This window comes from Erythrobacteraceae bacterium WH01K (assembly GCA_027941995.1).
Classification (GTDB): domain Bacteria; phylum Pseudomonadota; class Alphaproteobacteria; order Sphingomonadales; family Sphingomonadaceae; genus CAJXSN01.
This window is the reverse complement of the sequence record CP115966.1, coordinates 2,301,670-2,315,509: the sequence shown is the minus strand read 5'-3', so window position 1 is coordinate 2,315,509 and position 13,840 is coordinate 2,301,670. Positions and strand designations below refer to the sequence as shown.

15 protein-coding genes are annotated in these 13,840 nt (G+C 65.3%); 9 read left to right on the top strand and 6 right to left on the bottom strand.

Annotated features, from left to right (window positions below; translation table 11 throughout):
- Window positions 1-22: 22 nt before the first annotated feature.
- From PF049_11420 to PF049_11410, 3 genes are read right to left on the bottom strand one after another with little or no spacing between them, the layout of a single operon-like run.
- The gene (locus PF049_11420) at window positions 23-1,594 is read right to left on the bottom strand and encodes a cryptochrome/photolyase family protein (GenBank protein ID WBY16194.1); all 1,572 of its coding nucleotides are present in this window, start codon (window positions 1,592-1,594) and stop codon (window positions 23-25) included.
- Window positions 1,595-1,613: 19 nt separating this feature from the next.
- Entirely contained in the window at window positions 1,614-2,258 is a 645-nt protein-coding gene (locus PF049_11415; GenBank protein WBY16193.1) for a glutathione S-transferase, read from the bottom strand.
- Between the two features lie 14 nt (window positions 2,259-2,272).
- Window positions 2,273-4,438, bottom strand: a complete 2,166-nt coding sequence (locus tag PF049_11410; GenBank protein ID WBY16192.1) for a primosomal protein N' — start codon at window positions 4,436-4,438, stop codon at window positions 2,273-2,275.
- A 55-nt stretch (window positions 4,439-4,493) separates the two neighbouring features.
- Between PF049_11410 and PF049_11405 the strand changes: the two genes are divergently transcribed.
- The 6 genes from PF049_11405 to PF049_11380 all read left to right on the top strand — a co-directional run bounded on the left by PF049_11405 (window position 4,494) and on the right by PF049_11380 (window position 10,885).
- Window positions 4,494-5,195, top strand: coding sequence for a DUF4197 domain-containing protein (locus PF049_11405; protein ID WBY16191.1), 702 nt, complete (start codon window positions 4,494-4,496; stop codon window positions 5,193-5,195).
- 95 nt (window positions 5,196-5,290) lie between these two features.
- Complete coding sequence (gene fsa / locus PF049_11400) at window positions 5,291-5,944, top strand: fructose-6-phosphate aldolase (protein ID WBY16190.1); 654 nt, start codon at window positions 5,291-5,293, stop codon at window positions 5,942-5,944.
- Window positions 5,945-5,950: 6 nt separating this feature from the next.
- A complete protein-coding gene (cobT, locus tag PF049_11395) occupies window positions 5,951-7,774 on the top strand; it encodes a cobaltochelatase subunit CobT (protein ID WBY16189.1) in 1,824 nt (607 codons plus the stop codon).
- A gap of 1 nt (window position 7,775) precedes the next feature.
- Window positions 7,776-8,438: a nitroreductase gene (locus PF049_11390; protein WBY16188.1), complete on the top strand. Its 663-nt coding sequence runs from the start codon at window positions 7,776-7,778 to the stop codon at window positions 8,436-8,438.
- A 30-nt stretch (window positions 8,439-8,468) separates the two neighbouring features.
- Window positions 8,469-9,950 carry a cysteine--tRNA ligase gene (cysS, locus tag PF049_11385; GenBank protein ID WBY16187.1) on the top strand — a complete coding sequence of 494 codons (1,482 nt, stop codon included), beginning with the start codon at window positions 8,469-8,471 and terminating at the stop codon, window positions 9,948-9,950.
- Window positions 9,947-10,885, top strand: coding sequence for a D-2-hydroxyacid dehydrogenase (locus PF049_11380; protein ID WBY16186.1), 939 nt, complete (start codon window positions 9,947-9,949; stop codon window positions 10,883-10,885). The genes cysS and PF049_11380 overlap by 4 nt, the downstream gene beginning before the upstream one ends.
- Window positions 10,886-10,895: 10 nt before the next feature.
- On the opposite strand, the gene PF049_11375 is transcribed toward PF049_11380, so the two are convergent.
- On the bottom strand, window positions 10,896-11,297 hold the full coding sequence (locus PF049_11375) for a hypothetical protein (GenBank protein ID WBY16185.1): 402 nt from the start codon (window positions 11,295-11,297) through the stop codon (window positions 10,896-10,898).
- Window positions 11,287-11,475, bottom strand: coding sequence for a hypothetical protein (locus PF049_11370; protein WBY16184.1), 189 nt, complete (start codon window positions 11,473-11,475; stop codon window positions 11,287-11,289). Before PF049_11370 ends, PF049_11375 begins: the two co-directional genes overlap by 11 nt.
- 101 nt (window positions 11,476-11,576) lie before the next feature.
- Between PF049_11370 and PF049_11365 the strand changes: the two genes are divergently transcribed.
- Window positions 11,577-12,248 carry a S24 family peptidase gene (locus PF049_11365; protein WBY16183.1) on the top strand — a complete coding sequence of 224 codons (672 nt, stop codon included), beginning with the start codon at window positions 11,577-11,579 and terminating at the stop codon, window positions 12,246-12,248.
- Window positions 12,249-12,326: 78 nt separating this feature from the next.
- The gene (locus PF049_11360; protein WBY17913.1) at window positions 12,327-12,968 is read left to right on the top strand and encodes an MBL fold metallo-hydrolase; all 642 of its coding nucleotides are present in this window, start codon (window positions 12,327-12,329) and stop codon (window positions 12,966-12,968) included.
- Between the two features lie 48 nt (window positions 12,969-13,016).
- Here the strand turns inward: PF049_11360 and PF049_11355 are convergent, their stop codons facing one another.
- Window positions 13,017-13,415: an MAPEG family protein gene (locus tag PF049_11355; protein ID WBY17912.1), complete on the bottom strand. Its 399-nt coding sequence runs from the start codon at window positions 13,413-13,415 to the stop codon at window positions 13,017-13,019.
- Window positions 13,416-13,645: 230 nt separating this feature from the next.
- Between PF049_11355 and rpmF the strand changes: the two genes are divergently transcribed.
- A complete protein-coding gene (gene rpmF / locus PF049_11350; GenBank protein ID WBY16182.1) occupies window positions 13,646-13,825 on the top strand; it encodes a 50S ribosomal protein L32 in 180 nt (59 codons plus the stop codon).
- The last annotated feature ends 15 nt before the right edge of the window (window positions 13,826-13,840 follow it).

The window sequence follows — 13,840 nt, the reverse complement described above, 5'->3', positions numbered from 1 at the left end:
ATGCGCGCACCCAGATTGCCCTCTAGTCGGTACGCGCCCAGCGACTGTCTGCAGGCGTCAGCGTGTCCAGAAATGCCTCGGCCCGGTCGAGATACGCCTGCCGCTTGTCCTCGTCCATCCGGTCCCAGTTGGAATAGATGCGCCCGATGCGCGGATTGCTTTCCAGCCGGTCGCGGTGACGGTCCATGAAGCGCCAGTAGAGTGAATTGAACGGGCAGGCATCCTCCTCGGTCTTCTTGCTGACCGAGTATTTGCAGTCCGAGCAGTAATTGCTCATCTTGTTTATGTAATTCCCGCTCGCAGCATAGGGCTTCGTCGCCAGTTTTCCGCCATCGGCGTAGAGGATCATGGCGGCGACATTGGGCAGTTCGACCCATTCATAGGCGTCGGCATAAACGACCAGGTACCAGTCCTGCACTTCGCGCGGATTGATCCCGGCGATCAGCGCGAAATTGCCCAGCACCATCAGGCGCTGGATATGATGAGCGTGGGCATTGTCGCGGGTGGATCGGATTGCGTCGGCGAGGCAGAGCATGTCGGTCTCGCCGGTCCAGTAGAATTCGGGCAAGGCGCGCTGGGCGTTCAGAGCATTGTCGCTTTCCAGCCCCGGCATGAAGCGCCAGTAGAACCCGCGGACATATTCGCGCCAGCCGATCAGTTGGCGGATGAAACCTTCGACCGAATTGATCGGCGCCTTGCCGTCTTCATAGGATTTCTGCGCCCGCTCGCACAGTTCCAGCGGGTCGAGCAGGCCCAGGTTGATGCTGGTCGAGAGCATCGAGTGGAAAAGATCGTCCTGCCCGTGGACCATCGCGTCCTGGTAGGGGCCGAACTTCTCGATCCGCTCGGCAAAGAAGGCATCGGCGGCCTTTTCCGCCTCGCCGCGGGTGACGGGCCAGCGGAAGGTCTCGAGGCTGCCGAAATGATCACCGAATTTCTCCTCGACCAGGGCGATGCATTCCTGCGTGATCTCGTCGGGTTCGAACAGCGGACGCTGCGGAGACACCAGTCCTTCCCTTGGCGGCTTGCGGTTCTCGCTGTCATAGTTCCAGTCGCCGCCTTCGGGCTCCTTGCCGTTCATCAGAAGGCCGGTCTTGCGGCGCATTTCGCGGTAGAAATTCTCCATCCGCAGCGTCTTGCGATCCTCCGCCCATTCGTTGAATTCGGCGAGGGTGCAGACGAAACGGTCGTCGGTCAGGATCTCGACTTCGCAGTCGAACTTGTCCGGCCATTCCTCAATGGCCTGCTGCACGCGCCATTCGCCCGCTTCGACAACATGGATGGCGCGCGGGCCATGACGCTCCACGGCGCGGGCGACTTCGCCGGTGAAGCTGCCGGCATTGTCATCGTCCGTCAGCTTCACGTAGTCGACCTGCCAGCCGGCATCTTCCAGCTCGGCAGCGAAATGGCGCATGGCGGAGAAGATCAGCGCGATCTTCTGCTTGTGGTGCTTGACGTAGGTCGCCTCGTCCCGGACCTCCATCATCAGGATGACGGTGTCATTCTTCGTCCGTCCGCGCAGGGACGCGAGCGTGCGGGTCAGCTGGTCGCCGAGGATGGGAACAAGGATCGGGCCGGAACTGTCGTCGCTCATGCGCCCCTAACGCAACTGCCTAAGAAAGGTTCGGCTCCACCCCCGGTTCGCACTTGGCCCACATCCGCCGATAGGCCTCGCGCTCGCCGATGCGCTTCAGATAGGCTCGCGTGTTCGGCTTGTCGTCCAGCGTGGTGCCGCGCATCATGCGGGCGGTGGTGAGGCCATAGACCATCATGATGTCGGCCAGCGTCAGCTGCTTGCCCCCGAAGAATTCCGCCTCGCCCAGCCGCTGTTCGACCTGGTCCCAAGCCTTGGCCGTGCGATCGGCCACGAAATTGCCGGGCATCGGGTTCTGCGCGTCGGCCATGGACAGCATCAGCTGCATCATGCCGTTCGTCATGAAGGTGCCGTTGGTGTAGTGGAACCAGAACAGGTGGTCCGCGAAATCGGGGTGCTCGGGCCGCAGGCAATGTTTCTCCGCGCCGTATTTGCGATCGACATATTCGCAGATCGCTCCGCTTTCGGCGAGCACGAGGTCGCCGTCCTGGATGACCGGTGCCATGCCGGCCGGGTGCAGCGCCTTCAGCTCGTCCGGCGCGAGGCGATTGTCCGCCCGGCGGTCGTAGCGCTTGAACTCATAGTCGATCCCCAGCTCCTCGCACAGCCAGACGACGCGCTCGGACTGCGAAATGCCGAGATGGTGGACGGTCAGGGTGCTCATGGATGGGGGTCCTCTCAAACGAAGCTATAGGGATCGATGTCGACGCTTACGCGCACGCCGCGGGGCAAGTCCAGCGGGTCCAGCCAGCCGCGAATGGCCTTCTGCACATTGGCGGAACGCCGTGCATTGACCAGCAGGCGGTAGCGGTAGCGGCCACGCAGCAGCGCCATCGGAGCAGGCGCGGGGCCGAGGATGGCGACATCTGGCAGGTCGGGCCTTGCATGGCCGATGGCCTGCGCCGCCTCGCGCGCTTCCTTCTCGTCCTCGCTGGAAATGATGATCGCCGCCCAGCGTCCGAAGGGCGGGGCGCCTGCATGGCGGCGGGCATCGGTTTCCGCCGCGTAGAAGGCATCGCGGTCGCCCGCTTCCAGCGCGGCGATGACCGGCGCATCGGGGTGGCGGGTCTGAATGATCACCTCGCCCGGTTTCGCTCCGCGTCCGGCACGCCCCGCGACCTGCGCGACCTGCTGGTAGGTGCGCTCCGCCGCGCGCAAATCGCCGCCTTCCAGCCCGAGGTCCGCGTCGACCACGCCGACCAGCGTCAGTTCGGGGAAGTGGAAGCCCTTGGTCACCAGCTGCGTGCCGACAATGACGTCGATCGCGCCGCTCTCCGCCTGCGCCACGAATTCCGCCGCGCGTTCAGGGCTGCCGAGCGTATCGCTGGTGACGAGCGCGACGCGCGCTTCGGGCAAGATTTCGCGTACCTCGTCGGCGATCCGCTCGACCCCCGGCCCGCAGGCGACCATGCAATCGGGCTCGCCGCAATCGGGGCAGGTTTCGGGCGGGGCGGTATCGTGGCCGCAATGATGGCAGGCGAGGCGCTGGGTAAAACGGTGCTCGACCAGCCAGGCGCTGCAATTGGGGCACTGGAAGCGATATCCGCAGTTGCGGCACAGCGTCAGCGGCGCGTAGCCGCGCCGGTTGAGGAACAGCAGCGATTGCTCCCCTTTCTCCAGCCGATCGGCCACCGCATCGGCGAGGCGGGGGGCAAGCCAGCGGCCGCGTTCGGGCTTTTCCTGCGTCAGGTCGAGGAGCTGGATGTCGGGCAGTTCCGCCCCGCCGAAACGGCTCGGCAGCTCCAGCTTCCGGTAGATGCCGCTCTCCGCCATCTGCAGGCTTTCCAGCGCCGGGGTGGCGCTGGCCAGCACCACGGGGATCTGTTCGAAATGCCCCCGCATGACGGCGACATCGCGGGCATTGTAGCGCACACCGTCATCCTGCTTGAAGCTGACTTCGTGCGCCTCGTCCACGACGACCAGCCCCAGATTGGCGTAGGGCAGGAACAGGGCGGAGCGTGCGCCGACCACCACCTGCGCCTCGCCCGTGCTGATGGCGCGCCAAGCCCGCCTGCGCTCGGTCGATTTCAGGCTGGAATGCCACACGACGGGCGGGGCGCCGAAGCGGTCCTCGAACCGGCGCAGGAACGCCTCGGTCAGCGCGATTTCGGGCAGAAGGACCAGCACCTGCCGATCGGCGCGCAGGGCCGCGGCGACCGGTTCGAAATAGGTTTCTGTCTTGCCCGATCCGGTCACCCCGTCGAGCAGGATGGGCGCGAATTGCCGCGCCTCGACAGCCTCCACGATGTCTCCCGCCACTTCCTGCTGGTCGGGGGACAGCACCGGTTCGGCAAAGTCTGCGTTGGCACGGGGATAGGGGCGGTCGATATCGACCTCCACCGGCTCCAGCACCCCCTGGCTCACGAGGCCGCGCAATACGCCGTCGGACACGCCTGCCATCTCGGCCAGTTCGCGAATCGTCGCCTGTTCGCCTTCCAGCCGCTCCATCGCCCGTTCGCGTTGCGGCGTCATGCGTTCGGGCATTCCCCCCGTCAGCCGGTATTCGGTCATTGTCGCAGGGCCGCGCAGCGCGCCGCCGCTGGACAGGACCATGCGCGCGACCGAGCTCATCGGGGCACAGTAATAATCCGCCGTCCACTCGATCAGGCGCCTGAGTTCCGGGCGAAGCGGCGGGACCGGCACGACGTCCAGCAGCGGCCGCAACTTCGCATCGGGAACGGACTGCGATGGCAGAGCGTCCTCTTCCCAGACCACGCCCAGGATCTGGCGCGGACCGAGCGGGGCGACCACGACGCTGCCCGGCCCGACCCGGATCCCCTCGGGCACACGGTAATCGAGGACGCTCAGCGCGGCGTTGAAGACAAGAAGGCGGACGCGGTTCATGCGCCTGCCATATGGGAGCCGCAATGGTGGGGCGGCAAGATGGAGTATCCCTGAAATGACCGAGCTTTTGACGAAAACCACCGGACGCCGTGCCTTTCTGGGCGGAATCGGCGTCGCATCGGGCGGCCTGCTGATGTCCGGCTGCACCACCGGGCTGGGCGGGTTCGGCATGGTCGACGCGGTGCGCCGCCTGCTGTTCCTTTCCAGCGAGCAGGCCTTCGCCCGCCTGACCGCGCCGGGCGGGTACTGGGACGATCAGGTCGCGCAGATCGGGCTTGGCAATCTGCTGGGCGCACGCGGCGACGTTCTGTCGAACATCCTGACCTCCGCCCTCTTCAAGTCGCGGCTGGAACGCGAATTTGCAGGCTTCGCGCTCGAGGCGAGCGACCGGGCGGCGCCCATCGTGCTCGATACCGTGCGCACGATCGGGTTCCAGAACGCGATCGACCTTGTGCGCGGCGGACCCAGCGCGGCGACGTCCTACCTGCGCGGGAATACGGGAACGCGCCTGATCGATGCGATGGTGCCCGAACTGGGCGATGCAATGCGCGTCGCCAGCGATCCGCTGGTGGGGCAGGCGATTGCCGCCCTGTCCGGCGTCGATATCGGCGGCGTGGCGACCCGCGTCGCCAATGGCATCGACGATGCGATCTGGGGCGAGATCGGGCGCGAGGAAGCGGCCATCCGCGCCAATCCGCAGGCGACCCGCGATCCGCTGATCATCGGCGTGTTCGGCGCGGCGGACCGCCTGCTGTGATCCTGCACGCGGGGATGGACCACAGGACCACCTAGCCCGCGCTGGTCCGCCCCGCTAAGGCTGGCAGGGAATCGCCATCCGGAGCACGCACGCACATGAAATTCTTCGCCGACACCGCAGAAATCGACGCCATTCGCGAGCTGGAGGAAACCGGCCTGCTGGATGGGGTGACGACGAACCCGTCGCTGATCCACAAGTCGGGCCGCGACTTCATCGAGGTGACGAAGGAAATCTGTTCGATCACCGATGGGCCGGTCAGCGCCGAAGTGGTGGCTCTCGACCATGCGACCATGATGAAGGAAGCGGACAAGCTGCGCGCGATTGCGGACAATGTCTGCATCAAGGTTCCGCTGACGATCGACGGGCTGAAGACCTGCAATGCGCTCACCCGCGATGGCACGATGGTCAATGTGACGCTGTGCTTCTCGGCCAACCAGGCGCTGCTCGCGGCAAAGGCCGGGGCAACCTTCATTTCGCCGTTCGTCGGGCGGCACGACGATAACGGCACCAACGGAATGGACCTCATCCGCGACATTCGCCAGATCTACGACAATTACGCCTTCGACACCGAAATCCTCGTCGCCAGCGTGCGCCATGTCGGCCATGTCCTCGACAGCGCGCTGATCGGGGCCGACGTGATGACCGCGCCGCCCAAGGTGATCATGGCGCTCGCCAATCATGTCCTGACGGACAAGGGGATCGAGGGCTTCCTGAAGGACTGGGAAGCGACGGGGCAGAGCATCCTGTAATCCTGCATGAGTGAAGAGACCCCTCTCGACCTGTTCAAGCGGGCGCTGACCGGCAGCGCCCGTGCCATCGCGCGCGAGCCGGAAGTCGAAGTCGCGTGGAGCGCGGACAGCCCGTCATCGGTTGGCAACAATTTCCGCGTTCCGCTGCCGGGCCGCTCGCTCCCGCCCGAACAGGCGACCGAGGCGCGCGGATTTGCCGACAGCTTCGCACTGAAACTGCGCCACCACGACGTGGCGCTGCACGACCGGCAGGCCCCGTCCGAACCGATCGCCCGCGCCGTCTATGATGCGGTCGAGCAGGTGCGTTACGAGGCATTGGGCTCCAACCGTTTCAGCGGGATCGCGGCCAATCTCGATGCGGCGGTCGAACTTCGCACCGCCTCCGATCCCATCGCCCGCGCGCAAAGCGAGAGCGAGGTTCCGCTCCAGACCGCAGTCGCCCTGATGCTGCGCGAGGCATTGACCGGGCGCGCCGTGCCGCAGCGCGCAAAGGCGGGCGTCGACCTGGTCCGCAATTTCATCGAGGAGCGTGTAGGGGGCGACTTCGCCGATCTCGCTTCGCAGGCGGGCGACCAGAAGGCGTTCCAGTCGCTGGCGCTCGACATGTTGAAGAACCTCGAGCTGACGCGTCCCGAGGATGCGCCCGACCAGTCCGACGACGATGATGGCGAGGACGAGGACGGCCAGGAAGAGGACGAAGGCGAAGACGAGGAAAGCGGCGGCGAGGACCAGCCCAACCCGGCGGAAATGGCGGGCGAGATGGAAGAGGGCGAGGATAGCGGCGAAGGCGAGTCCGAACTGTCCGGCGAAGAGGAGATGCAGGACGGCGACCTCGGCGACGAGGGCGAGGAGGGCATGCAGCCCGTTCGCCCGAACCGCGCGTGGACCGATATCCCCGACAGCTTCGACTACACCGCCTTCACCGACAAGTTCGACGAGGAGATCGAGGCGCCCGAGCTGTGCGATGCCGAGGAGCTGGACCGGCTTCGCGCCTATCTCGACAGCCAGCTGACCGGCCTGCAATCGGTGGTGACGAAGCTCGCCAACCGCCTCCAGCGCCGCCTGATGGCGCAGCAGAACCGCAGCTGGGATTTCGACCAGGAAGAAGGCCTGCTCGACGCAGCCCGCCTCGCCCGCGTGGTCATCAGCCCGGGCCAGTCGCTGAGCTACAAGACCGAGCGCGATACCGAGTTCAAGGACACGGTCGTCACCCTGCTGATCGACAATTCGGGCTCGATGCGCGGGCGGCCCATCTCCATCGCGGCAATCAGCGCCGACATCATGGCGCGCACGCTGGAGCGCTGCGGCGTGAAGACCGAGATCCTCGGCTTCACCACCCGCGCATGGAAGGGCGGGCAAGCCCGAGAAGCATGGCTGGCAGACGGCAAGCCGCAGGCACCCGGCCGCCTCAATGATTTGCGCCACATCCTCTACAAGAAGGCCGACGAGCCATGGCGCCGCGCGCGCCGTAATCTCGGCCTGATGATGCGCGAAGGGCTGCTGAAGGAAAACATCGACGGCGAGGCGCTGCTCTGGGCCCACGACCGCCTGCTCCGCCGCCCGGAGGACCGCCGTATCCTGATGGTGATTTCCGACGGCGCGCCGGTCGACGACAGCACGCTCAGCGTGAACAGCGCCGGCTATCTCGAAGCGCACCTGCGCAAGGTTATCGAATGGATCGAGAAGCAGTCACCCGTGCAACTCGCCGCCATCGGCATCGGCCACGATGTGACGCGCTACTACAGGCGCTCGGTAACGATCATGGACGTCGAGCAACTCGGCGGCACGATCATCGAGCAGCTGGCGGATCTGTTCGAGGTGGAGAAATAGAATGAACGTCACCGAAGCCGTCACCACCCGCCGCTCGATCCGCGCCTTTACCGACCAGCCGGTCGAGTACGAGACCATCCGCCGCGTCATGGACACGGCGCGCTGGGCGGCTTCGGGGTGCAATTACCAGCCGTGGGAGGCGACGATCCTGACCGGCGAGCCGCTGGCAGAACTGCGCGGCATCCTGGGCGAGGCGCCGATGGGGCAGGCGGAATACGACTGGACCGCGCCGGGGCAGGTAGAGGAATACAAACAGCGGCTCAATGCGGTCTCGAAGGGCATGTTCGGCGCGCTCGGCATTGCGCGCGACGACCATGCCGGGCGGCAGGAGGCGATGCTGCGCAATCGCGACAGCTGGGACAGCCCGGCGCTTCTGCTGTGCTATTTCCCGCGCCTGATGAAGGAGGCGCAGTGGTCGGACACCGGCATGTGGCTCCAGACCGTTGCCCTGCTGCTGCGCGAGGAAGGGCTCGATTGCTGCTTCCAGGAGTTCATGGCGCTCTACGCAATGCCGATCTGCGATTTCCTCGGCCTCGACCACGAGAAGACCATGTTCTTCTGCGGCATGGCCATCGGCTACCGCGACCCGGACGCCCCGGTGAACAATTTCGAGCGTGAGCGCGTTACGCTGGACGAGCAGGTGAAGTTTCTCGGCTGGGATTGACTGTAACTGCCAGCTTGGCAAAGCCGGGGCATGACCACGCCCCCGCTCAAACTGTTCAACTCGCTCACCCGGCAGGTGGAGGAATTCACCCCGATCCACGCAGGCGAGGCGCGCGTCTATAGCTGCGGGCCGACGGTCTATAATTACCAGCATGTCGGCAACATGCGCGCCTATGTCTTCGCCGATACGCTGGGCCGCACGCTGAGCTGGGCGGGCTACGACCTCACCCATGTCGTCAACATCACCGATGTCGGCCATCTGACGAGCGACGCCGATGCGGGCGACGACAAGATGGAGAAGGCCGCCGCCAGCGCAGGGAAAAGCGCGTGGGACATCGCGGCCTATTACCAGCGCGTGTTCGAGGACGATCTGGCGCGGCTTAACATTCGCAAGCTGCAGCATCCCAAGGCCACCGATTACGTCGAGGCGATGATCGAGTGGGGCAAGGGGATCGAGGACAAGCACTGCTATCGCCTCGAAAGCGGGCTTTATTTCGACGTGACCACCGTGCCGGAATACGGGCGATTGGCGCGCGCCGTCACCGAAGAGGGGGAAGCGCGGATCGAGAGCGTCGAGGGCAAACGCAACGCCGCCGACTTCGCCATCTGGCGCTCCACCTCGCCGGGTGAGGATCGACAGATGGAATGGGACAGCCCGTGGGGCCGCGGCGCGCCGGGTTGGCATATCGAATGCAGCGTGATGAGTGCCGAACTGCTGGGCCATCCATTCGATATCCATACCGGCGGGATCGACCACCGCGAGATCCACCATCCGAACGAGATTGCCCAGAACCAGGCGCATAATTGCAGCGAGAAATCGGGTGCAAATATCTGGATGCACAACAATTTCCTCGTCGACCGACGGGGCAAGATGTCGAAGTCGACCGGCGACTTCCTGACGCTGCAGGCACTGGTCGATCGCGGTTATCACCCGCTCGCCTACCGGATGCTGTGCCTGCAGGCGCATTACCGCAGCGAGCTGGAGTTTACCTGGGAGGGTTTGGGCGCGGCGCTGGTGCGGCTGAAGCGGCTGGTCATGGGTCTGAGGCAAGCACAGGACCAGTGGTCGCAGGAAGCAGGCCTTGCTCCGCCGCCGCCGACGCGCGCCGACGGTTTGCGCGCGCAAGTCACCCACCCGAAGCTGGCACCGCTGCTCGAGAAGTTCGAGAACGCGCTGGCGGACGATCTCAATACCGCCATCGCCCTGACCGCGCTGGAAGAGGTGCTGGCGACCAGGAAAGTGCCCAAGGACCAGAAGAGCATCCTGGCACTTGGCATGATGTGGCCGCTGGGCCTGATGATCTTCCCGCGCGAGGAATTGCGCCTGCGGCCGGCAGGCGCGCAAGTGACCGAAGCCGAGATCGAAGCCGAACTCGTCCGCCGCAAGGAAGCGCGCGCCGCGAAAGACTTCGCGCTGTCCGACGCCATACGCGACGACCTCGCCACGAAGGGCGTCGAGGTCATGGACGGCGACCCGCTCGGCTGGGACTGGAAACTGGAGCATTTCGCATGACCACCGCCCTCCTGTCCGCCCTCATTCGCCCGATGCTGGAGGCGCGGCTGCCCGACTGGGTGGAGCCGCACTGGTTCGCCTCGAAGGAGGAAGCGCTGGAGAAGGCGCCGCTGGCGGAAATCGGCTGGTTCGATCTTAACGAGAAGGAGCCGATGGCGGCGATCGCGAAGGCTGCGACGAAGCTGAAATGGCTCAATTCGATCTATGCCGGGCTCGATTTCATGCCGCTTGGCGCGTTGCAGGAGCGCGGCGTCGTCGTGACCAACGGGGTCGGCATCAATGCCATTACCATCGCCGAATACGTGGTCATGATGATGCTCGCCCATGCCAAGGGCTACCGCAAGGTCGTGCGCGCGCAGGACCGGTACGAATGGCTGCTCGACAGCCCGGGCAAGCGCGAACTGGCGGGCGAGCGGGTCCTGCTGCTCGGCATGGGGGCCATCGGCAGCCTCGTGAAAACGCGGCTGGAGGCGTTCGACATGGAGGTCGTGCCCGTGCGCCGCTCCGGCGCGGACGGCGCATTGACGCCCGAGGAATGGCGCGGGCGGCTTGGCGAATTCGACTGGGTCATTCTGGCCGTGCCCGCCACCGACGAGACGCGCGGCATGATCGGCGCGGACGAGCTTGGCGCGATGAAGGACACGGCCGTGCTGGTGAATGTCGCGCGCGGGGATGTCGTCGACCAGGATGCGCTGGTGTCAGCGCTGGACGCGAAGAGCATCGAGGCGGCCCTCCTCGACGTGACCACGCCCGAACCGCTGCCGCAGGATCATCCGCTGTGGTCGCTGGAGAACGCGCAGGTCACCATGCATCTGTCGGGCCGGGCGCAGACGAAGATGTTCCAGCGCAGCGTCGACCGGTTCGTCCTGAACCTGGAGCGGTGGCACCGGGGCGAACCGGTCGAGCCGCGCATGGACCTCGCACTCGGCTATTGAACACCGCCGCCTAGGCGTCTTCCAGCAGGAGCAATTCGCAGGCCACCTCCATCCGCGGGGCAGGGAGCAGCGTGTGGTCGACCGCGGTAACGATGGCATCGGCCGCCAATTGGCGGGGTATGGCGAATTCGTGGGTCGGTAGGTCGGCAACCAGGGACTCGCCGGCCTCGACCGCCTGCGCGCCGTCGAACACCAGCAGCATTTCGTGCCGCGTCCCGGTAAAGGTGATGCTGGCCCAGGCTTTCTCGGTGTGACGTTTCACGGACCCGTGGCCATCAGCCAGAGCGAGCACGGCATCGCGCAGGCGGTCCGACAGGGTCCGGCGTACCTTGCGGCGCGGCGTCCCCTCTGCCCCGGCGCGTTCGTCGGCACGGGCGTCGGCGCGGGCGGGTATGATCGCTTCAAGCTGCATGCATCGCCTCCCGGTATCCGCGGATGAAGGCGTCGCAGCGCATTTCCATCATCGGGCGCGGCTCGCGGCCATTGCGCAGGTCCAGCACGAAACGCGGATCCTGCGCCGCCAGGCGACCGAACTTGGTTGGCGGCATATCCGTGTCGCGGAGGAATTTTTCGATACGTCGGATGAGCATTTATGACCCTCAATTCAGCAAGTGATTCGCTATCCCTGAGACCATTGGTCGAACGTGAAATCCTACTTGTCTAGGAAAAATCTTTCGTCTAGGTAGGAAAAATGCCCAACGCATCCTTTGATAATCCGGCCTCCGATCCGCGGGGTCGCCTGCTCCAGCTGGCGGAGGAGCGGGACGCGAGCCTGTCCTCACTTTCTGCCTTTATCGGTCGTAATGCCAGTTACTTGCAGCAATTCATACGGAAGGGCAGCCCGAAGAAGCTGGAGGAGGGCGACCGCCGAAAACTGGCGGAATTCTTCGGCGTGCACGAATCGGAGCTGGGCGGGGCAGAGGAAAAATCCTATGCATCCTTCGCGGCGCTGCGGGACGACGATTTCATCGCGGTCCCGCGCCTGCCGGTCAGCGTGGCGGCCGGGCCGGGGCAATTCGCAGCCGGCGAGACCCCGTTCGACAATTTCGGGTTTTCCGGCCGCTGGCTGCGCGACAACGGCCTCGATCCCAAGATGCTGAGCGCGGTAACCGTCGAGGGCGACAGCATGGAGCCGCTGCTGCGCGCAGGGGACGAGGTCCTGGTCGACCGCACGCCGCGCCCTTTTCGCGATGGGGTCCATGTCGTGCGGATGGGCGACACGCTGCTGATCAAGCGGATCGCCAGTCCGGGCAAGGGGCGCCTGACCCTGCTGAGCCAGAACCTGAGCTATCCGCCGGTGGAGGTGTCGATGGACGAGGTCGAGATCATCGGCCGCGTCGTGTGGAAGAGCGGGCGGATCTGACGCTTGCGAAGCCGCGCTGCAGGCTCCACATCACGGGTCATGACCGATACGCCCAGCACCGACAAGCCTCTACCGCCGATGAAGGCGGGCATCATTCCCGTGACCCCGCTCCAGCAGAATTGCTCGCTGATCTGGTGTACCGCCACGAACAAGGGCGCGCTGGTCGATCCCGGCGGCGATTTGGACAAGCTGAAGGCAGGCGTGGCGAAATCCGGCGTCGAGCTGGAGAAGATCCTCATCACCCATGGCCACATGGACCATTGCGGCGAAGCGGGCGTGCTTGCGAAGGAACTGGGCCTGCCGATCGAGGGCCCGCACGAGGCTGACCGGTTCTGGATCGCGCGTCTGGAGGAAGACGGTGCGCGCTACGGCATGAATTCGCAGGTCTTCGAACCCGATCGCTGGCTGGTCGATGGCGACACCGTGACGGTCGGCGACCTGACGCTGGAGGTCATCCATTGCCCCGGTCACACGCCGGGCCACGTGGTCTTCTTCCACCGGCCGAGCAAGTTCGCAGTGGTGGGTGACGTGATCTTCCAGGGCAGCATCGGGCGCACCGATTTCCCAATGGGCAATCACCAGGACCTGATCGATGCCATCACGCAGAAGCTGTGGCCGCTGGGCGACGATGTAACCTTCATCCCCGGCCACGGCCCGACCAGCACGTTCGGTCAGGAACGCAAGACCAACGCCTTCGTCAGCGACGCCGCCCTGTCGTAACCGGGCTGTCCTGATTGCCGCAAGCCCGCATGTCGGTGTGGCGGGTGCTCAAATAATCCGCATCGCGATCAGCGCGGCGAAGATGCCGAGGCCCAGCTGCACCAGCAGCGTGACGATCGTACCGACCATCCGGCCCCATTGCAGTCCGCCGCCATCCATGCCGAAACCGTGCAATACGCGTCCCAGCGCATAGGCGAGCGCGACCCAGGGCAACCAGACGCCGCCCTTCGCGGTCAGTTCGATCGCGGCGACCAGCACCAGGACCAGCGGGGTGTTCTCCGCGAAATTGAGTTGGGCCCGCATGCGCCGCGACAGGGCCTCGTTCCCGCCATCGCCGACGGAAATCGCGTGGGCGCGCCGCAATGCGGCGATGCGGATCGACAGCCAGATATTGGTCAGCGCAGCTGCTGCGGCCAGCGCAAGCGTCGTTGGCAGGATGAAGCCCATGATCACGATACCCCCGTATTTCCCGCGAGTGCCCCGCGGTGATTGCACCGCGGCAGGCCTAGATGGCGCGGGCAGAGGTTGCAACGCACGGCAATTGCGCTATAGGCCGCGCCTTCGCCGCATTACCGTCGGGCCATTCCGCATGCATCCTTTCCGGGTTGTGTCGGTGCGGTCCTTCACCTACATGCGGCTCCGCAACAGTTTGATAGATTTCGAGGAACGGTGCCGAGATGGCTGTCCCCAAAAGAAAAGTATCCCCGCATCGCCGTGGCAATCGCCGCGCTCACGATTCGCTGAAGGTCGAGGCACACCACGAGTGCAACAATTGCGGCGAGCTGAAGCGCCCGCACAATCTGTGCCCGCATTGCGGTTTCTACAACGGCCGCGAAGTCCTCGCGCCCAGCCTGTAGCTTGCCCTTGAAATC